Genomic DNA, 19,318 nt, shown 5'->3' on the forward strand with positions numbered 1-19,318 from the left:
CTCATGAGCTCAGTCCTGCGCCCAGCCTTTTCGGGCCAAGATCCGTTAATGGCCGGCAAGTACCGGCCGATCTCCACTCACCTGGCCATAGCACCGCCGGTGAGTGTCGTGATTCCCGCCATGAATGAGGCCGAGAATCTCCCGTACGTCTTCAAGACCCTTCCCGACTGGATACACGAAGTGGTTCTTGTGGACGGCAATTCCACCGACGACACCGTCGAAGTGGCCCGTGAGCTGTGGCCGGACGTCAAGGTCGTCGAGCAGCGCGGAAAGGGCAAGGGGGATGCCCTGATCACCGGGTTCGAGGCGTGCACCGGCGACATCATCGTGATGGTCGACGCGGACGGCTCGGCCGACGGCAACGAGATCGTTTCGTATGTCTCCGCACTGGTTTCCGGGGCGGACTTCGCCAAGGGCTCCCGCTTCGCCAACGGCGGCGGCACCTCCGACATGACGCCGATCCGCAAGCTCGGCAACAGAGTGCTGTGCGCGGTCGTCAACGCCAAGTTCGGCGCCCGCTACACCGACCTCTGCTACGGATACAACGCGTTCTGGCGGCACTGCCTCGACAAGATCGACCTCGACTGCACCGGCTTCGAGGTCGAGACCCTGATGAACATCCGGGTCGTCAAGGCGGGCCTGAAGGTGCAGGAGATACCCAGCCACGAGTACCTCCGCATCCACGGCACGAGCAATCTGCGCGCCGTACGGGACGGGTTCCGGGTGCTCAAGGTGATCCTCAAGGAGCGCAACAACCGTCGTGCGCTGCGCCGCAGGCCGCACGCCGCTCAGCTCAACTCGGGCCGGGGAGAGGTGTCTTGAGCAGTTCAGACATCTCCGTGGTGGTCTGCGTCTACACCGAGGACCGCTGGGAGGACATCCTCGCGGCGGTCTCCTCGGTGCGGGCGCAGTCGCTGCCCGCCCTGGAGACGCTCCTGGTCGTGGACCACAACGCCACGCTCCTGGAGCGGCTGACCAGGGAGTACAAGGAGACCGACGCGGTGCGGGTGCTCGCCAACGCGGGCCCCCGCGGTCTGTCCGCGGGCCGCAACACCGGGATCGCCGCCTCACGCGGCGAGATCATCGCGTTCCTCGACGACGACGCCGTGGCCGAGCGGGACTGGCTGCGGCACTTCGCCGCGGGGTACGCGGACCCGCGGGTCATGGCCGTCGGCGGCCGTACGATGCCGATCTGGGCGTCGGGCCGGCGCCCGGCCTGGTTCCCCGAGGAGTTCGACTGGGTGGTGGGCTGCACGTACAAGGGGCTGCCGCCGGGCCGGGTGCGGGTCCGCAACGTCCTCGGCGGAAACGCCTCCTTCCGTCGGACGGCGTTCGACGTGGCGGGCGGCTTCGCGACCGGCATCGGCCGCGACGGTGACAAGCGGCCGCTGGGCTGCGAGGAGACGGAGCTGTGCATCCGCCTCACCCGCGCCGAACCGGACGCGATCCTGCTGATCGACGACCGTGCGGTCATCCATCACCGGGTGCCCGAGGCGCGCGAGCACTTCGGCTACTTCCGCACCCGCGCGTACGCCGAGGGCCTGTCCAAGGCGCTCGTCGCCCGAAGTGTGGGATCCGGCAAGGGACTTGAGTCCGAGCGCCGCTACGCGACCCGTGTCCTGCCCGCCGGGGTCGCCCGCGGACTGCGCGACGCGCTGCTCGCCCGACCCGGCGGCGCGGGCCGCGCGGGCGCCATCGTCACCGGGGTTCTCACGGCGGCGGGCGGGTACGTTCTCGGGAGCGTCCGGGCACGCAGGGGCGGCGCCACGTTCTCCGTCGTGGAGATCGAGGGGGTCCCTGACGACGAGGGGGCGGCAGCATGAGCGAACCCGTGCCGATCTTGATGTACCACTCGATCGCGCGCTCGCCCAACGACGCGACGCGGGCGCTGTCCGTCGCGCCCGAGGCCTTCGCCGAGCAGATGGCGCTGCTCGACGACCGCGGGTTCACCCCGGTCGACACGGCTCAGCTGGCGGCGAGTTGGCGCTCGGGCGGCCCGCTGCCGGTGCGTCCCGTCCTCATCACCTTCGACGACGGCTACGAGGGCGTGCACCGGCACGGGCTCCCCGTGCTCGCCAAGCACGGCTTCGCCTCCACGCTGTTCGTCTCGACGGGATGGATCAAGGGCGCGTACGACACCGGGGGCGGCCTCGACGCGATGCTGGACTGGGACCAGGTGCGCAAGCTCGCCGAGGAGCAGGTGGAGATCGGCGGGCACAGCCACACCCACCCGCAGCTGGACCAGCTCCCCGACGACGCGCTCTGGTTCGAGCTGCTGCGCTGCAAGGAGATCATCGCCGGCGAACTGGGCGCCCGCCCCGCCTCGTTCGCGTACCCGTACGGCTACTCCAGCCGCCGGGTGCGCCGTACGGTGCGCGAGGCGGGGTTCGCCCAGTCGCTCGCCGTCGGCAACGGCCTGGCGCGGCGCCGCCAGGGACCGTACGCCCTGCAACGCGTCACCGTGCGCCGCAGCACCGGTATCGAGGATTTCGAGCGGCTGGTCGAGGGCCGCGCGATCGCCCGCACCTTCGCCCGGGACCGCGCCCTCACCAAGGGGTACGCCATGGTCCGAAGAGCACGACAGGTCCGCCGGAAGGCCATCCGTTCCCGTGTCTGACACGACGACCACCGCCCAGTCTTCCACGCCCACGACCGAGGCACCCGAACAGCAGCCGAGGCGCCGCCTGCGCCTGCCGGGCAGGAGCGGCAAGGGTGCCGGAGGGGGCAACCAGCTGTTCCGCAACGCCTACGCGCTGATGCTCAACACCGGGATCTCCGCGGTGCTCGGGCTCGGCTACTGGCTGATCGCCGCCCGCTACTACTCCGAGTCGGCGGTCGGCCAGGGCTCCGCCGCGATCGCCGCGATGAAGCTCCTCGCGGGCCTCACCGCGGTGACGCTGACGGGCGCCCTGGCGCGCTTCATCCCGGTCGCCGGCCGCGCCACCGGACGCCTCATCTTCCGTACGTACGCGGGCAGTTCGGTGGTCGTGGCGCTGGCCGCCGTCGTCTTCCTGCTCACCCTGAACGCGTGGGGACCGTCGTACCGCTTCCTGCACGGGCCGGTCAACGGCCTCGGCTTCATCCTCGCGGTCGTCGCCTGGTCGTTGCTGACGCTCCAGGACGGTGTCCTGACCGGGCTGCGCAACGCGCTGTGGGTGCCGGTGGGCAACACCGTGTTCTCCGCGGTGAAGCTGGTGCTGCTCGTCGGGCTCGCCGCCGCGATCCCCACGTCGGGCGTCTTCGTCTCCTGGGTCGCCGCGATCGCCCTGTCGGTGGTGCCGCTCGGGCTGCTGGTGTTCCGGCGGCTGGTCCCCCGGCACATCAAGGCGACCGAGGAACGCGCGAAAGCGCCCTCGTTCAGGGAGATCGGCCGCTTCCTGGCCGGCGACTACACCGGCTCCCTCTTCTCGCTCGCCGTGGTCTACCTGGTCCCGGTGATCGTCGCCTCCCAGGTCAGCTCCGCCGACAACGCCTACTTCTACATCACCACCACGATCGGCGGCACGGTCAACCTGCTCGCCATCAACATGGGCGCCTCGCTGACCGTCGAGAGCTCGCACGACCCGGCGCGGCTGGCCGCCAACACCCGGGCCGCGCTCCGGCGGATGGCGCGGATCATGCTGCCGGTGTGCGGGCTGCTGTTCCTCGGCGCGCCGTTCATCCTGCACGTCTTCGGCGACGGATACGCGCACGCGGCGACCCCGCTGCTGCGCTGGTTCGCCGTCGGCGCGCTGCTGCGGGTCGTCATGGAGACGTACTTCGCGGTGCTGCGCGCCCAGAGCCGCACCTCCGGACTCGCCTATCTGCAAGGGCTGTTGTGCGTTCTGGTGCTCGGCCTGACGGTGATCCTGCTCCCGCGCATGGGCCTGACCGGCGCGGGCGTCGCCGAGATCTCCAGCCTCGCGGTGATCGTGACGATCGCCGCGCCCAAGCTCTACAGGATCCTGCGCACCGCGCCGCCCGCGGAGGTCCCCGAGGACGCGGCACCGGACGGTGACCTCGCCGACCTGGGGGCGCGCGAGGTCGCCGCGGCCAGGAGCGGCCCCTCCTGGGCGAAGAAGCTGGACGCCGACACGCTCGCGCTCGGCATCCACGTCGACTTCGACCACCAGGAACGCCGACCGGACGTACGACCGGGTCCGGGTACCCCGCCCACGGGCACGCCCAAGGTACGCCCGGACCACCGTCCGACCTGGGCGCTGCGACCGCAGGTGGGACTGCCGGTCGAGGCGCGCGAGCCGGGTTCGGAGGCCAGCCTGGGACCGTCCGAGGCACCGGAGGTGGACGCTCCCTTCGAGGCCGGCGACCAGGAAGGCGCCTCTGCGGGGGCGCGGGACGTGGCATCGAGCGACTCCGCCACGGGGACGCGGGGCGGGACACCGAGCGGCTCCGCGGTGGGGGCGGGGGACGGGACACCGAGCGGCTCCGCCGCGGGGGCGCGCCCAGCCACGGCGGACCCGCAGCCGACAGACGACGAGACACCCCCCTCCCTGCGCGAACGCCTGACTCACCCGTCAAGACCAGGGGTGATCCTCGGCTGCCTGCTGTTCTCCGCCCTCCTCCTCTACTGGGTGCCCGCACTGGGCCTCGACGACGGCTCCCTCGCCCGCATGAGCGGCCTCGGCCTGATCTCGGTCCTGCCGCTGCCCACCTTGGTGGGCGCCGCCCTGCTGGTCACGGTCTTCGCCTCGCTGCTCTGGATGAACCGCGAGCACAAGGGACTCCTGCTCGTCACGCTGCTCGCCACCGTGGTCTCGCTGCACGCGCTGCCCGCGGTGATCGAGACCGAGCCACGGTTCGCGACGGCCTGGCAGCACCTCGGGTTCCTCGACTACATCGACCGGACGGGCTCGGCCGTCCCCGACCTGGACGCCCGCTGGAGCTGGCCCGGCTTCTTCGCCGCGGCCGCGTTCATCACGAAGGCCTGCGGGGTCACCGATCTCACCGAGATCATCCGCTGGTGGCCGCTGGCCATCCAACTCCTCTACCTGGCACCGATGTTCCTGCTCGTGCGCTCGATGCGGGCGAGCTGGCGCGCCAAGTGGACCGGCATCTGGATCTTCGTGCTCAGCGGCTGGGTCGGCCAGGACTACTTCTCGCCGCAGGGCTTCACCTATCTGCTCTATCTGGTCTTCGTGGCGATCCTGCTCGTGTGGTTCCGGGCACCGCGCGTGCTGTGGACGAAGGCGCGCCCGGGCGAGGCGGAGGTCGAGCCGACGAACCGCCGGCAGCGGGCCGTCCTTCTCATGATCCTGATCGGTCTGTTCGCGGCGACGGTCCCGGCACACCAGCTCACCCCGTTCGTCATGCTGGGCGTCCTCGCGGTCCTCGTCCTGACGGGTCGCTCCGAACTGCGCGGCCTGCCCATCCTGTTCGCCGTCCTCGTCTCGGTCTGGATCGCCTTCATGGCCGAGCCGTACTGGTCCGGGCACTTCAACGACCTGTTCGGCGGAGTCGGCGGGGTCGGCGGCAATGTGTCGTCGTCCGTCTCCGGCCGTATCCAGGGCGGCAGTTCGACGCACAAGCTCGTGCTCTACACGCGCGTGCTGCTCGCCGGCGGTGTGATGGCCTTCGCCTGCTGGGGCTGGTGGCGGCGGCGCGACCACAAGTACCGCGAACGCTCGCTGCTCGTCCTCACCTTCGTGCCGTTCCTGGGCTTCGGGATGCAGTCGTACGGCGGCGAAATGGCCCTGCGGGTCTTCATGTTCGCGGCCCCCGGTGCCGCCCTGCTCGCCGGACTCGCCCTCTTCCCGCGCACCGGCGTCACCGCGAAGGAGCGCGAGAAGGACCGGGTGAGCCTCGCCCCGCTCGCGGCCCTCCTGGCGGGCCTGCTTCTCATGGGCGGCTTCCTGGTGGCCCGTTGGGGCAACGAGCCGTTCGAGCGGATCAGACCGGGCGAGGTCGCGGCCATGAACTACGTGTACGAGCACGACGATCCGACCGTTCGGCTGCTGTGGCTGAGCAACGACACCCTCGACAACGTCACCCCCGCCATGCCCTGGGGCGCGCGCGACATGGAGAAGGTGAACTACGTGCCCACGCTCGCGCCCGTCGACCCGGTCCTGGTGTCCGGGCTCGTCAAGGCGCTCAAGGACGCGGGCCCGAACTCGTATCTGATGATCAACCGCAGTCAGGTCGTCTATCTCCAGATGGACGTGGGCTATTCGGCGGCCTGGGAGTCGAGGCTGATCACCAACCTCGACGAACGGCAGGAGCTGAAGAAGGTCCTCGTCAACGACGACGTGACGATGTACGCGCTGCGCGAGCAGCCCGCGGGCAAGATCCGGAAGGCCGACCCCGGTGCGATCGGACCTCAGGTGACCTGGACGCCGTGGTCGGTGGTCGGCGGTCTGGCCGCGATCGCGCTCATCGTGATGCTGACGGCACGGGAGGTCGTACGGGTCGCGGTGCGGCCGAGCGTGCGGCAACTGCGCCGGCTGCAGAGCAGCTTCTGGTTCTCGCTGCCGCTACTGGCGATGTTGCTGGCCTCGATGGTGCAGCGGTTCCTGACCATGAAGTAGGAACGAAGTGAGAAGACGTACGAGGGTGCTGAAGTGGCTTACCGGGCCTCCCGGGCTCACCAGGCTCACCGGGTCCACCAGGCCTATTGGGTCCACCAGCCTTACCTGGAAAGCCACTTCACCTCGTACGCCCCCATGTCGAACCGCTTGCCGTCCACCTGGGCGCTGATGGAGCGGTCCAGGGTGTTCACCACGAGGACGGCCTTGTCGGTGGCGAGGACGCGGACGTTGGGCACGTCGTCGGCCGCGACCGACACCGTCCGGTACGTGGTGCCGGGCGGGAACTGCTTGCCGAAGTGGGAGATCAGGTCGTACATGGGGAGTCGCTTCCCCCCGCCCGCGCTGTCGGTCGGTGTCCACAGACAGCCCGCGCAGTCGGTGCCCTTCTCCTTCTCCGGGTTCCAGTAGAAGCCGGAGGAGGCGCCGCCCTTGGCCATCGCGATCATTCCGGCGGCCTGGACGGCGACACGGTGGGTCTCCGACCAGCCCTTGCGTTCGTCGTTGCCGTCGGCCGGTTCGACGTAGTACTCGGCCCACCACAGGGGCAGGTCGTGGGTCCGCTCGCGCACCCAGGAACCGACGGCCGTGAGCTTGTCGGTGGCCGCGAACTCGTCGGGCAGCAGGTCGTCGTCCTTGGTGTAGCTGGATCCGTCCACGACGACGAAGTCGGCGCCCGCCTTGTTCTTGTTCCAGTAGTCGAAGGCGTCGAGGACGCGCTGGTCCATGGCGCCCCAGGTGCCCCGCACGGTGGTGGACGCGTCCTCCTTCTGGCGCGGGTCCACGCTGTCCATGACCAGGTAGGGGCCGCCCACCATGATGTCCTTGTCCACCTGCTTGAGCGCCTTGTAGACCAGGTTGTAGAGCTCGGTGTAGCCCTCGTAGTCCCAGCGGCCCTCGCTGTCGTTCCAGAATCCCTTGAACTCGTTCCAGACGATGAAGTGCCGTACGTCCGGATAGCGCTTGGCGACGGTCGCGGCGAGCGCGGCGAAGTCCTTGTAGTGGGCGCGGTCCGGGGCGGTCTCCAGGGCGGCCTGGCTCCAGTCCGTGCGGCCGGACGTGCCGCCCTTCATCCAGTCCGGGGAGCAGCACAGGGTGACGACCGGGGTGCCGCCCGTCTTGCGCATGAAGTCGATACGGCTGTCCATCTCGGAGAAGTCGTAGCGGCCCTTGGACGGCTCGGGGTTGCCCGCGCCCCAGCCCATGATGTGCTGGATCTGCGGCAACGACTGCTTCTCCAGCAGCCCCTCGACGCGTTGGGTGGCCGCGCCGCTGCCCTCGTCGGCGCTGAACTGGGTGTGGGTGAAGCCCCAGCCCACCGCCGGCTGCGGCGTTTCGGGCGGGGTGACCGGTGTGCCGTGCACCTTGTCCCCGTCACGGGTGGTGCCCGCGGTGCTCCCGCCGTCTCCCGGCAGGGTGTTGAGCAGGGTCACCACCAGGGCCAGAGCGGCCACCGCCACACCGAGCAGCGCGGTGAGCCGCCACCGCCGTGCCCCCGAATCCCACTCATGACGTCCCATCATGGACAACAGTAACGGCGGCTGTCGGCCGCCGGACAGGTCGCGTATCACCACAGCCCCGTAACAGGACGGAGGTGACACACCGGAAGTGGCGGACGACGGGCGACACACAGGACGCACTGCGGAAAGCGGGTGCACAGGGCGCCCGTGTGACGGATCATGGCGGCATGTCTGCGAACCCACACGACGCTCTGCCGATCCGGCTCAACGTCGACGACAGCGACTCGCCGTCGGACGTCGTCGACGCGCTGTTCCTCGGCCGCTTCGCGACGGGCGAGCAGCCGCACTCGCACGCGGCGAACATCGACCGCGTACGGTCCGGGGCGACCCTGCTCCCGCCTGGTGCTCGTGTGCTGCGCTCCGCGCGCGACGACGACCGCAGCGCCACGCTCGCCGAGGGCGACGGCTGGACCCTCCTGGTGTCCCGCTGGAACCGCGGCGCCGACGTCACGGTGACCGCGACCAGCGAGGAGCTGGCCGAGAAGGTGCTGAGCCAGGCCACGGACGGCGCGGCGGACGAACCCGAGCCGCAGCCGGAGAACGTGACGATGGGGTTCTGGTACGTGTCGCCCCGCCGGGGCCCGCACCGCACGACCCGCCAGATCTCGGCGGGTACGTGGGAGGAGGTCCGCGCCAACTACACGGCGCCGGTGGCGGACGCGATGGACCGCCTGATGAAGACGACGCCGGAGGACATCGCGGGCCGCCTGCTGCTGTTGCACGGGCCGCCCGGCACCGGCAAGACCTCGGCGCTGCGGACGCTCGCCCGCTCCTGGCGCGACTGGTGCCAGGTCGACTGCGTACTGGATCCGGAGCGGCTCTTCTCGGACGTCGGCTATCTGATGGACATCGCGATCGGCGAGGAGGACGGCACGGGCAAGGGCCGCTGGCGGCTGCTCCTCCTCGAGGACTGCGACGAGCTGATCCGCGGCGAGGCCAAGCACACGGCGGGCCAGGCCCTCTCCCGCCTGCTCAATCTCACGGACGGGCTGCTCGGCCAGGGCCGCAATGTGCTGGTGGGCGTCACCACCAACGAGGACCTGGAGCGCCTGCACCCCGCCGTCGTCCGCCCCGGCCGCTGCCTCGCCCGCATCGAGGTCGGCCCGCTGACCCGCCCCGAGGCGGTCAGCTGGCTCGGCACGGAGGAAGGCGTCTCCCGCGACGGCGCGACCTTGGCGGAGCTGTACGCGCTGCGCCGGGGGACGACTCCCACGTCGGTACCGGACCAGCGCGAGGGTGCGGACGCGGGGCTGTATCTGTAGCGGACGGATGCACCCCGGCAGTGTTTTGATGGAGGTATGACCCTGTACGTCGGCACGTCCGGGTGGCAGTACAAGGACTGGCGCGGTGTCCTGTACCCGGACGGGCTGCCGCTGCGGCTCTGGCTGGAGGAGTACGCGGCGCGGTTCGCGACCGTCGAGATCAACAACGCCTTCTACCGGCTGCCGTCGCGGGAGACCTTCGAGAGCTGGCGGGAGCGTACGCCGCCGGACTTCGTCGTGGCCGTCAAGGCGAGCCGCTATCTGACCCACATCAAGCGGCTGCGCGACCCGGCGGAGCCGGTGCACCGCCTGATGAGTCACGCCGCCGGCCTGGGCGACCGGCTCGGCCCGGTGCTGCTCCAGCTCCCGCCCACCCTGCACGCCGATCCGGAGCTCCTCGACGACTGCCTCGCCCGCTTCCCGTCCGGTACACGGATCGCGGTCGAACCACGCCACGACTCCTGGTGGACACCCGAGGTGCGCAAGGTTCTGGAGTCACACGGCGCCGCGCTCTGCTGGGCCGACGTGCTGTCCCGCCCGGTGACCCCTCTGTGGCGGACCGCCGACTGGGGCTACCTCCGCTTCCACGAGGGCCGCGCCCGGCCGTGGCCGCGCTACGGCCGACAGGCCCTGACCACCTGGGTAGGGCGCATCATGGACACCTGGTCCGACGAGGCGCTGGTCTACGCGTACTTCAACAACGATCCGCATGCGGCGGCGGTCCGGGACGCGGAGGTCTTCGCGAGAGCGGCGACGACAGCGGGCCTGACCGTCACCCGTACTCCCGAGCGGCTGCCGGCGGGATAGGAGAGTCCCGCGGCTACCGGCGGGAAGGGGAATCCGGCGGCTACCGCCGGGACAAGAGAATCCCGCGGCTACCGCCGGGACAAGAGAATCCCGCCGTAACGGCGCTCCGCCACGATGGCGCACTCCGGCGGCGCCGAACCACCACGGCCCTCCCCGGCACACGGGAACCCCTTACCCCGTAAGCCGCCCGCAGGGCATCCGGTTTTTTCCCCCCGGCAAGCCGCCCGCAGGGCATACCGTTTACCCCCCGTAAGCCGCCCGCAGGGCATCCCGTACGGCGTCGAGCGCGGCCGACTCGGTGAGGCCGAGGCGGCGTACCCGCTCGGCGTACGCCTGGGCGGCAGCGGCCGCCTCGCGCGAGGCGGCATCCCCCGCGGCGGCCACGAACGTTCCGTTGCGCCCCCGTGTCTCGATCACCCCGTCCGACTCCAGGGCCCGGTACGCCTTGGCCACGGTGTTGGCGGCGAGGCCGAGCGACTCGGCGAGGCCGCGCACCGTCGGCAGCTTGTAGCCGACCGGCAGCGCGCCGGACCGGGCCTGCTCGGAAATCTGGGCGCGCACCTGTTCGTACGGTGCGGCCCCCTCATCGATGTGGATCTTCAGGGTCACGCTGCGATTGTCCCGTACCCACCGGAAAATGAGAGGCATCCGCACACGACCCACGCGTAGCGTGCGACTCCATGACAGTGATCGTTCGCGAGCTGCGCCGCCAAGACCCTGCGGACGCCGGCGCCTTCGCCCGCATCCGGCACCTGGCCCTGCCGTTCATGCTCTTCACCCCCGAGTCCATCACCTACGACCAGGAGCACGCCCACCGCGACTCGCACTACCAGCCGCTGCTGGCCGAGGAGGACGGCGAGTTCATCGGCACGGCGCAGGTGGGCGTCATCTACGACAGCCCGGAGCCCGGCCAGGCGTACGTCAACGTCTATGTGCACCCGGAGCGGACGGGGCGCGGCGCGGGTGCGCTGCTGGTGCGCGCCGCCGAGGAACGGCTCGCCGCCCTGGGCGCGACCAGGCTGCACGCCTGGGTCCTGGACGAGCCCGCGAACCGCGCCTTCGCGGAGAAGCGCGGCTACCGCGCCGCCCGCTCCGCGCACTTCCTCCGCCTCGACCTGGCGAACGGCACCCTGCCGCCGCTCCTGTCACCGCCGCCCGGCGTGGAGCTGCGCACCGCCGCGGACTTCGCCGACGATCCGCGCCCGCTGTTCCACCTGGACGCGGAGACGCTGCTGGACGAACCGAGCGAGGTCGACCGGGAGTTCACGGACTACGAGGCCTGGCTGACGGAGACCTGGCGCCACCCCCTGCTGAGCCATGAGCTGACCTCGGTCGCCGTGGTCGACGGCCGCCCCGCCGCGTTCAGCGCGGCCCGCACCGACGGCGGCACCCGCTACGGCACGGTGATGACGGGCACCGCCCGCGCCTTCCGGGGCCGCGGCCTCGCCAAGCTCGCCAAGAACGCGTCGCTGCACCGCGCCCGCGCGGCCGGCTTCACGGAGGCCTTCACGGGCAACGACTCCGGCAACGGGCCGATGCTGGCGATCAACAAGTGGTTCGGTTACGAGATCTGCGCGACGGAGGTGAAGTATGTCCGCGATCTCGGCTGACACCTCGGGGTCGTTGCAGGTCGTCCTCGTCAAGTACGGCCGTACGAAGATCCGTTACCCCGCCGAGCTGCTCGCCGACGACGGCACGCGCGTCGTCGTGCGCGCACCGTGGGCGGGCGACGACACCCGTGACTTCGGCTTCGTACGCTTCGAGCAGGGCGATGTCTTCACCGAGTACTACTGGCGGGACCGCTGGTACGCGGTGAAGGAGGTCCGGGACAGCGGGGGCGTGCTGAAGGGCTGGTACTGCGACGTCACCCGCCCGGCCACCGTCTCCGGCGGTGAGCTGGTCGTCGAGGATCTCGACCTGGACCTGTGGCGCTCGGCCGACGGCCGGACCGTACTGCGCCTGGACGAGGACGAGTTCGCGGCGAGCGGCCTGGCGACCACCGATCCGCAGGCGGCGGCCGCCGCCGAGAACGCCCTGGACGAACTCGAACGCCTGGCCCGCGAGGGCGACTTCGAGGCACTGTTGGCCTAGTGCCCGTCCTGTCACTCGTTCTGTCGCCCGCCCTGTCGCCCGTCCTGTCATTCGACGGTGGCCACCACGGCATACCGCTCGTCCTCGACCTCTCGGCCCCACAGCCGCGCGTCGCCCGAGAGCGGCTCCACGCGGATGTGGGTCACGAGGGGGTCGAGAAGTGCGGTCAGCCGGTCGGCGGCTATGCCGACCGGGCTCAGCACCCCCCAGACGCCCTCGACGAGAACGAACCGCCCTTGGGGGCGGAGCAGACCGCGCCAGTGCCGCAGAACCCGCTCGGGGTCGGGCAGCGTCCACAGCACATGGCGGCAGAGCAGCACGTCGAAGCGCTGCTCCCCGATGGGCGGTGACGTCGCGTCACCGACCAGGAACGCCGCGTCACGGCCGGCCAGCTTCGCACGGGCGAGGCCGACCATGTCCGGGGAGCTGTCGACTCCGGTGACCCGGTGCCCTCCCTCGGACGCGAGGAGTGACAGGCTGCCGGTGCCGCAGCCCAGATCGAGGACGTCGGTCGCGCGCTCCGGCAGCCACGTCCGCAGCCGCGCCGCCCAGGCGTCCCTGACGACGGGGTCGCGCAGCCCGTGGTCCGCCTCCTCGTCGAAGGTTGCGGACTCTGCATCCCAGTCGACATTCGCGCCCGGATTCATGTCACTGTTACTCGTCATGCGCCCCAGGGTGACACCCGCCACTGACAGTCGATTCGTGACAGCCGCCACAGACAGATCGCGACCGATGAGGAACTCTCCCCGAAAGGGTCTACCTCCGTACGACAGCGGAACCCGGTAGGCACAAGGAGGCAGCCATGCGCCGTGTGACCATGCAGAAGCCCCTGAGGAAGGCGGACTCCCGCCGCGTGCGGGACGAGGCCGACGAGCGTCCGGCCGAGCGCTCGGAGGTCCGCAAGGACATCGCACGAACGTGGTGGCCGGACGGCTGAGCCGCCGCGGCCACCACCCCGCCGGCAGGACCGGGAGCAGGACCAGGACCGTCAGGCGAGCCGCTTGCGGTAATGGATCCGGTCGTAGGGGCCGTCCATGCGCCGCTCGACCACCTCGTACCCGTACTTCGGGTAGATCTTCTGGTTCTCCCACATCAGCGCGTTCGTCAGAAGCCTGACCTCGGGCAGCCTCAGCTCACGCGCGCGTGCGTCCACGAAGTGCAGCAGCCGTCGCCCGACGCCCTTGCCGTGGGCGTCGGGGCGGACGGCGATGGCGTCGAGGTACAGATGGTCCGCGTGCTCTTCGAGCACCACGAGCCCCGTCACCGGCTCCCCCGTCACGAACACCCGCCCCGCGGCCACGTTCGCCGCGTGATCCGCCTCCATCGGCGCCGGAACCAACCCGATGCGCGCGATGTAGGGACGGAACGCCGCGTCGATCACAGCCTCCACGACCGGCACATCGGCATCGACGGCCGCCCGGATCTCCTGATCTGTCACACCGCGCACGCTACCTACTCCCGCGTCCCGTCTCATCCAGGTGGGCAGCCCGGCTCATCCAGGTAGGCAGCCCCGCGTCGTGCCGCTCCGTGGAGAAGACCCGCTGCCACGTCGTACGATCCCGCCCCCGCCCGCCCGGTCCCCGGCATGGTCCATCGGGCGCCCAGATGCACAAGGGGATGAATACGGCGATCCTGGCTTGGTCAGCCGTTCACAAGGAGGACAGCCATGTCCATGCTCGACAAGCTCAAGGGCCTGCTCAAGGGCCATGAGGACCAGGCGCGCCAGGGTGTCGATGGAGCCGGTGACGCGTTCGACACCAGGACCGGCAACAAGTACCAGAGTCAGGTCGATGCGGCCCAGCGGAAGCTCGACGAGCAGATCGGCAACCGGCCGCCGACGGACGACCAGCGGTAGACCGCCGGGTCCCTACGTCGCTCTGCGGGACGTGGTGAGCCCTTCGTACGGTTCATCCGCCCAGGGGCGTCGGGTGCGGCTTTCGAACTCCTGCCGTTCGAGGCTTCCCTCGATCGGCCACCCGACGCCCCACGACGACTGGGTTGGGACCGGGCTCCCCAACCGCCCTTCCTGAGCCCCCCGTTAGCCCCGCCTTAACGCGGCCGTAAGAGCCCCTCTGACCTGCAGAAGCTTTTCTTGCAGGTCAGGACACGGCCGGTGAGGCTCTTCTAGGCATGGGGAGCCAAAAAGGGAGCCACGGCCCGTGAATCAGACTGTTTCCGGGGGCTCCTCTCGCGTCGCTCGTGCCGGCGTTGGGCCCGCCTGTAGCTCTGACGGGCCTGGGCCTGCGGTCTCTTTCGTCAAGTCGCTGTCCCGGGCGGCCATCGAGCTCCATGCTCCTGACGTGGCAGTCTCATTCCGGCGCAAACGCGAGGCCCCCCGGGGCCGGTACACGCCAAACCTCTGGCCCGTCTGGATCGTGGCCCCCGTGGCGCTGATAGCCGCCGGCGCTCTCGGCTGGGTCATCTACCACTACGCCTACGACCACTTCGCGCAGGCGGCTGCCGACCAGAAGCCTCCCAAGCCGGTCAACATCAATGACGTCCTGAAGGCCACTGTCACCGCCTTGACCCTGGTCGGTGCCGTTCTCGCCGGTCTCTACGCCTACCGCAAACAGCTCCTCGCCGAGGGCGACGCACACCGCGCGGACGCAAGTCAGCTCGCCGAGCGGTATACCACCGCTGCCGAACAGCTCGGCCACGGCCAGGCCGCCGTCCGTCTCGCCGGTGTTTACGCCCTCGCCCGCCTCGCCGACGACTGGTCAGAACAACGCCAGGTGTGCATCGACGTCCTGTGCGCCTATCTCCGTATGCCCTACGAACCGGACCCGGCAGCCCCCGAGCACAAGGCCGGTGAGCGGGAAGTCCGGCAGACCATCATTCGTGTCATCCGCGACCATCTACAGGTACCAGACGCAGCCACCGCCTGGTGCCGACAGAACTTCGACTTCACCGGTGCGGTCTTCGACGGCGGCGACTTCTCAACCAGCCACTTCCAAAGCACGGTCTCCTTCAGCGGCGCGACATTCAGCGGCAGCACCGTCGACTTCAGCGGCGCGACGTTCAGCGACGGCACCGTCGACTTCAGCGATGCGACATTCAGCGACGGCACCGTCGACTTCAGCGAAGCGACATTCAGCGACGGCACGGTCTCCTTCAGCGGCGCGACATTCAGCGACGGCACCGTCCACTTCAACTACGCGACGCTCAGCAGCGGCACGGTCGACTTCGGCAACGCGACGTTCAGCGGCAGCACGGTCCATTTCAACTACGCGACGTTCAGCGGCAGCACGGTCTACTTCAACTACGCGACGCTCAGCGGCGGCATGGTCTACTTCAACTACGCGACGCTCAGCGGCAGCACGGTCCACTTCCTCTACGCGACGTTCAGCGGCAGCACGGTCCACTTCAACCGCACGACGTTCGGCCGCGGCGGGGCCGACTTCGGCTACGCAACGTTCAGCGGCGGCACGGTCAGCTTCGGCAACGCGACGCTCATCGGCGGCAGGGCCGACTTCAGCGAAGCGACATTTAGCGGCACCGCTTTCGATTGGGGCCCTCTGCCGGTACCGGCGGGCGCCTAGAGGCTTCTTCACGGCCGCCTGGTCGCCCTTCGTCGTGGCTGGTCACGCCCACGGCTCCGACTCGTGTTGCGACACTCATCGCCGCTCCAACGCCTCCGGTCGGGAGCCATTCGGGGAGCCAACCGAGGCGTCTCACCCCGGACGAACGCGGACTGCCACGGACAGTGTTGCTACTCGCTCCCAGGTGAGGCGGGGCTCCCCAAGCCTCCATCCTCAGCCCCCCGTTAGCCCCGCCTTAACGCGGCCATAAGGATCTCCATCACCCGCCTCCAGCAGGCGATTTCACGGTTTCTTGAGGCTAGTTTGCTGATCGCCCCCACGGGTTCACCGCATGCCTGAAGGACCGTTTTCGAGGAGTTCCCCCATGTCTGCTCGCCGCAAGGCCGCCGCCGTCGCCGTCGGCATCGTCCCGCTCGCCCTGACCGTGCCGGCCGCCACGCCCGCGTCCGCGCACGGCACGATGGGTGGCCCGGTCAGCCGGGTGTCCCAGTGTTATGCGGAGGGTCCCGAGAGCCCGAAGTCGGGCGCCTGCAAGGCGGCTGTCGCGGCAGGGGGCACGCAGGCGCTCTACGACTGGAACGGCATCCGGATCGGCGACGCGAACGCGCAGCACCAGGCGCTGATACCGGACGGCAAGCTGTGCAGCGCAGGCAACGAGGAGTTCAAGGGGCTCGACCTGGCGCGCGCCGACTGGCCCGCGACCAGCGTGAGCAGTGGCTCGTACACCTTCAAGTACCGGGTGACCGCGCCGCACAAGGGCACCTTCAAGGTGTATCTCACCAAGGCGGGTTACGACCCGTCCCAGCCGCTCGCCTGGGACGATCTGGACCTGGCGCACCCGGTCGCGACGGCCACCGACCCGGTCGCCTCGGGCGGCTTCTACACCTTCTCCGGCAGGCTCCCCGACCGCTCGGGCAAGCAGCTTCTGTATGCGATCTGGCAGCGCTCGGACAGCCCGGAGGCGTTCTACTCCTGCTCGGACGTGACGTTCGGCGGAAGCGGCGGCGCCGGGAGCAGCGGTGGTACGGGGAGCAGTTCCTCCCCCGCCCCGACCGCCTCCGCGCCCACCGAGAAGCAGATCGAGGACGGTGCCGACAAGTCGACCGTCGAGCACGACGGTCACGGTGACGGCGACGCCAGTACGTCGGCGGAGCCGACGACGGCCGCGAGCACCGCGAGCGCCGCCGCGGCAGGCACGGACACAGCCGGCACAGACACGGCAGGCACGGACACGGCCGGCACGGACGCGGGGAACCAGCCGGAGACGGACGGTTCCTCACAGAACCTCGCCGAGACCGGTGGCGACTCCGCCACGTCGTACATCGCGATCGGCGGGGCGACCGCCCTGGCGCTCGGGGCGGCGGCGCTGTTCGCGTCGGTCCGGCGGCGCGCGATGTCGGGTGGCCGCCACAGCCGTTAGGGCCTGTCCGGCGGCTCAGGCCGGAGACGCGGGACTCCGGGGTCTGTCCGGCGGCTCAGGCCGGACAGACCCCGGCGGCGTGCTCAGTGGAACACGGACGCGCAGGTGGTGGCGGTGGCGTGCGCCGGGTCGAGGGCGTTGGCCACCTCGTGGAACGCGATCCGGTCGAGCAGTCCGATCGCCACGTGCTCGGAGAGGTCGACCGCACACAGGTTCTGCAACAGGACGTTGTGCACGTCGGAGCCGGAGAGGAACTGGGAGTTGTACGGGGTCGCCACCTCGTCGTACTTCGTGGCGATGACCGTGTAGTGGACGCCCGCGACGGTGTCGCCGCCGGCGTTGAGCTTGGCCAGGAACGCGGATCCGGCGACCTGGTCCGCGAGCCCCGGAGTGGCCGCCGACAGCAGGTCCTCGGCGCCCGGGAAGTACGGCAGCAGGTTGGCGAGACCGCTGAGGGTGGTGCCGTGGTTGTCGGGGGCGATACCGACGAGGGCGTTCACCTTGGCGGCTCCGCCGAGGAACTTGAGGTAGTAGCGGGGCATCATGCCGCCCTGCGAGTGACCGACGAGGTCGGCCTTGGCCGCGCCGGTCGAGGCGAGCACCTTGTCGACGAAGACCTGGAGCTGTGCGGCCGACTTGTCGATGGAGCCGAGGCCGTTGAAGAGCGGGACGCCGGGCAGTTGCCCGTAGTCGAGGGAGTAGACGCAGTACCCGCGGTCCACCAGGTAGGGGGCGAGGCCCAGCCAGTTGTCGACGGAGTTCCCGAAGGTGCCGTGGACGAGGACGACGGGGCGGGAGTGGGTGGCGGACGGCTTGCAGGAGTAGTTGTTCCAGCCACTGCTGGGGGCGGAGTCGGCCCGGGCGGTGGCGGCGGGGACAAGGGCGACCGCGGCGGTCAGGAGCAGGGCGGTCAGGGGTCTGAGCACCTGCTTCCAGGGGCGCTTCCAGGGCAGCATCGTGTGATCTCCTTGCGGCTCAAGGGAGTTGCGACGGCGTACGCCCTGTGATCCGGATCACGAGGATGCTGTTCATTCGTCAAGTTACGGGCGAGTAGCCCAAGTGTGAAGTTACGCGTCAGTAAAAACTTCCAGTGGTAACCAGGGGCCATTGTTCGCGGCTGATGAACCGTCACCAGGTAGGCCTGATGGGCCCGTAGGGGGCGATACGCGCCAACTGGTCACGCAACGCCCGCAATTCACTCTCACCGAGCAGCTCTCCCCACGCCCGCACGGCGTCGGCGGCCGACTCCTCCGCCGCGCGTGTGCACGCCCAGCCGAGCCCGGTCAGGACGATCAGCCGGGCGCGCGCGTCGTCGGGGTGCGGGCGCCGCTCGACGTACCCCTTGCGCACGAGTTCCTCGACGAGCTGGCTGGCGGCCTGCTTGGTGACCCCGAGGTGGACGGCGAGATCGGTGACCGTCGCGCCGTCCGGGGCGAGCCGGGTGAACGCGAAGCCGTGCGCGGGGCGCAGCCCCTCGAAGCCCCGGGCGACCACGCCCTCGTGGATACGTTGTGTCAGCTCGCCGGCGACGGCGAGCAGCGCGGCGGACAGGGCCATGGCCTCGGAGTTCTGCACGCATGCATTGAAACACCGTTGACGGATTGGTCAAGCTGCTTGACTATGGGAGTCATCGGCATAGTCAAGCTGCTTGACCATCTTGCCGTCCACATCCACATCCACATCCACAGCCACAGCCACAGCCGGAGGCACCCTTGCCCGTCGTCCGTCCGTCCGAAGCCGTCGTCCACGAGATCCACGGCGCCCGTTTCATCTCGTACGCCGCTCCCCTGAGCGGCAGCAAGGAGCTGTGCGCCTGGCGTGGCGAGATTCCCGCGGGGACCAAGGCCCCCGTGCACACCGTCAGCCGCGAGGAGATCTTCCATCTCCTCTCCGGCGAACTGCTGATCACCCTCGACGGCCGCGGCGAGCGGATCGTCGCGGGCGATACGGTGATCATCAATCCGGGCGTCACGTTCGGGGTCGAGAACCCGACGGACGAGGTCGCGGTCTCCTGGGTCACCACGTCCATCGGCCTCCAGGCGGAGCTGGCCGACGGGTCGGTCCTCACTCCGCCGTGGGCCAACTAGGGCACAGCCGTGGGATTTTCCACCCCCTCCGCCCCGGCCCTCATCGCGCGGTTTCCCGCGCCCCTGTTCAGGGG

At 69.9% G+C, this 19,318-nt stretch carries 19 protein-coding genes; 13 read left to right on the forward strand and 6 right to left on the reverse strand.

All coding sequences use genetic code 11. The features are described 5' to 3' along the window. Positions 1-3: 3 nt before the first annotated feature. Genes ACFVXA_RS38130 through ACFVXA_RS38145 form a run of 4 tightly spaced genes read left to right on the forward strand, consistent with a single transcriptional unit; the run spans position 4 to position 6,521 of the window. Positions 4-822: a glycosyltransferase family 2 protein gene (locus ACFVXA_RS38130; RefSeq protein ID WP_362033490.1), complete on the forward strand. Its 819-nt coding sequence runs from the start codon at positions 4-6 to the stop codon at positions 820-822. Next, complete coding sequence (locus ACFVXA_RS38135; protein ID WP_390028551.1) at positions 819-1,823, forward strand: glycosyltransferase family 2 protein; 1,005 nt, start codon at positions 819-821, stop codon at positions 1,821-1,823. Before ACFVXA_RS38130 ends, ACFVXA_RS38135 begins: the two co-directional genes overlap by 4 nt. After that, entirely contained in the window at positions 1,820-2,617 is a 798-nt protein-coding gene (locus ACFVXA_RS38140) for a polysaccharide deacetylase family protein (RefSeq protein ID WP_390028552.1), read from the forward strand. The genes ACFVXA_RS38135 and ACFVXA_RS38140 overlap by 4 nt, the downstream gene beginning before the upstream one ends. After that, positions 2,610-6,521: a lipopolysaccharide biosynthesis protein gene (locus tag ACFVXA_RS38145; RefSeq protein WP_390028553.1), complete on the forward strand. Its 3,912-nt coding sequence runs from the start codon at positions 2,610-2,612 to the stop codon at positions 6,519-6,521. Before ACFVXA_RS38140 ends, ACFVXA_RS38145 begins: the two co-directional genes overlap by 8 nt. 101 nt (positions 6,522-6,622) lie before the next feature. Here the strand turns inward: ACFVXA_RS38145 and ACFVXA_RS38150 are convergent, their stop codons facing one another. After that, positions 6,623-8,038 carry a xylan 1,4-beta-xylosidase gene (locus ACFVXA_RS38150; protein WP_389748995.1) on the reverse strand — a complete coding sequence of 472 codons (1,416 nt, stop codon included), beginning with the start codon at positions 8,036-8,038 and terminating at the stop codon, positions 6,623-6,625. A gap of 167 nt (positions 8,039-8,205) precedes the next feature. Between ACFVXA_RS38150 and ACFVXA_RS38155 the strand changes: the two genes are divergently transcribed. Further along, entirely contained in the window at positions 8,206-9,300 is a 1,095-nt protein-coding gene (locus tag ACFVXA_RS38155; protein ID WP_362033502.1) for a DUF5925 domain-containing protein, read from the forward strand. Between the two features lie 36 nt (positions 9,301-9,336). Continuing rightward, the gene (locus ACFVXA_RS38160) at positions 9,337-10,107 is read left to right on the forward strand and encodes a DUF72 domain-containing protein (protein ID WP_362033504.1); all 771 of its coding nucleotides are present in this window, start codon (positions 9,337-9,339) and stop codon (positions 10,105-10,107) included. 240 nt (positions 10,108-10,347) lie between these two features. Here ACFVXA_RS38160 and ACFVXA_RS38165 read toward each other — a convergent pair whose 3' ends face one another. Continuing rightward, complete coding sequence (locus ACFVXA_RS38165; RefSeq protein ID WP_383909832.1) at positions 10,348-10,716, reverse strand: GntR family transcriptional regulator; 369 nt, start codon at positions 10,714-10,716, stop codon at positions 10,348-10,350. Positions 10,717-10,787: 71 nt separating this feature from the next. On the opposite strand from ACFVXA_RS38165, the gene ACFVXA_RS38170 reads away from it, so the two are divergent. Continuing rightward, a complete protein-coding gene (locus ACFVXA_RS38170; RefSeq protein ID WP_383909829.1) occupies positions 10,788-11,717 on the forward strand; it encodes a GNAT family N-acetyltransferase in 930 nt (309 codons plus the stop codon). After that, positions 11,698-12,198, forward strand: coding sequence for a DUF402 domain-containing protein (locus tag ACFVXA_RS38175; RefSeq protein WP_390028554.1), 501 nt, complete (start codon positions 11,698-11,700; stop codon positions 12,196-12,198). Before ACFVXA_RS38170 ends, ACFVXA_RS38175 begins: the two co-directional genes overlap by 20 nt. A gap of 47 nt (positions 12,199-12,245) precedes the next feature. On the opposite strand, the gene ACFVXA_RS38180 is transcribed toward ACFVXA_RS38175, so the two are convergent. Then, the gene (locus ACFVXA_RS38180) at positions 12,246-12,863 is read right to left on the reverse strand and encodes a class I SAM-dependent methyltransferase (RefSeq protein ID WP_389514363.1); all 618 of its coding nucleotides are present in this window, start codon (positions 12,861-12,863) and stop codon (positions 12,246-12,248) included. A gap of 137 nt (positions 12,864-13,000) precedes the next feature. Between ACFVXA_RS38180 and ACFVXA_RS38185 the strand changes: the two genes are divergently transcribed. Beyond that, a complete protein-coding gene (locus ACFVXA_RS38185; protein WP_362033518.1) occupies positions 13,001-13,135 on the forward strand; it encodes a hypothetical protein in 135 nt (44 codons plus the stop codon). A gap of 51 nt (positions 13,136-13,186) precedes the next feature. On the opposite strand, the gene ACFVXA_RS38190 is transcribed toward ACFVXA_RS38185, so the two are convergent. After that, the gene (locus ACFVXA_RS38190; protein ID WP_383909826.1) at positions 13,187-13,636 is read right to left on the reverse strand and encodes a GNAT family N-acetyltransferase; all 450 of its coding nucleotides are present in this window, start codon (positions 13,634-13,636) and stop codon (positions 13,187-13,189) included. A gap of 228 nt (positions 13,637-13,864) precedes the next feature. On the opposite strand from ACFVXA_RS38190, the gene ACFVXA_RS38195 reads away from it, so the two are divergent. The 3 genes from ACFVXA_RS38195 to ACFVXA_RS38205 all read left to right on the forward strand — a co-directional run bounded on the left by ACFVXA_RS38195 (position 13,865) and on the right by ACFVXA_RS38205 (position 17,157). Further along, the gene (locus ACFVXA_RS38195) at positions 13,865-14,053 is read left to right on the forward strand and encodes an antitoxin (protein WP_362033523.1); all 189 of its coding nucleotides are present in this window, start codon (positions 13,865-13,867) and stop codon (positions 14,051-14,053) included. 445 nt (positions 14,054-14,498) lie between these two features. Further along, positions 14,499-15,737, forward strand: coding sequence for a pentapeptide repeat-containing protein (locus ACFVXA_RS38200; protein WP_390028555.1), 1,239 nt, complete (start codon positions 14,499-14,501; stop codon positions 15,735-15,737). Between the two features lie 364 nt (positions 15,738-16,101). Beyond that, on the forward strand, positions 16,102-17,157 hold the full coding sequence (locus ACFVXA_RS38205; RefSeq protein ID WP_390028556.1) for a lytic polysaccharide monooxygenase: 1,056 nt from the start codon (positions 16,102-16,104) through the stop codon (positions 17,155-17,157). A gap of 83 nt (positions 17,158-17,240) precedes the next feature. Here ACFVXA_RS38205 and ACFVXA_RS38210 read toward each other — a convergent pair whose 3' ends face one another. Together ACFVXA_RS38210 and ACFVXA_RS38215 are read right to left on the reverse strand one after the other, a co-directional pair. Next, on the reverse strand, positions 17,241-18,113 hold the full coding sequence (locus ACFVXA_RS38210) for an alpha/beta fold hydrolase (protein ID WP_362033529.1): 873 nt from the start codon (positions 18,111-18,113) through the stop codon (positions 17,241-17,243). 172 nt (positions 18,114-18,285) lie between these two features. Then, positions 18,286-18,732, reverse strand: coding sequence for a MarR family winged helix-turn-helix transcriptional regulator (locus ACFVXA_RS38215; protein WP_362033532.1), 447 nt, complete (start codon positions 18,730-18,732; stop codon positions 18,286-18,288). A 137-nt stretch (positions 18,733-18,869) separates the two neighbouring features. On the opposite strand from ACFVXA_RS38215, the gene ACFVXA_RS38220 reads away from it, so the two are divergent. Next, the gene (locus ACFVXA_RS38220) at positions 18,870-19,244 is read left to right on the forward strand and encodes a cupin domain-containing protein (protein WP_362033534.1); all 375 of its coding nucleotides are present in this window, start codon (positions 18,870-18,872) and stop codon (positions 19,242-19,244) included. Positions 19,245-19,318 lie beyond the last annotated feature (74 nt).

It is taken from the genome of Streptomyces sp. NPDC058246, from assembly GCF_042881985.1.
Lineage (GTDB): Bacteria > Actinomycetota > Actinomycetes > Streptomycetales > Streptomycetaceae > Streptomyces.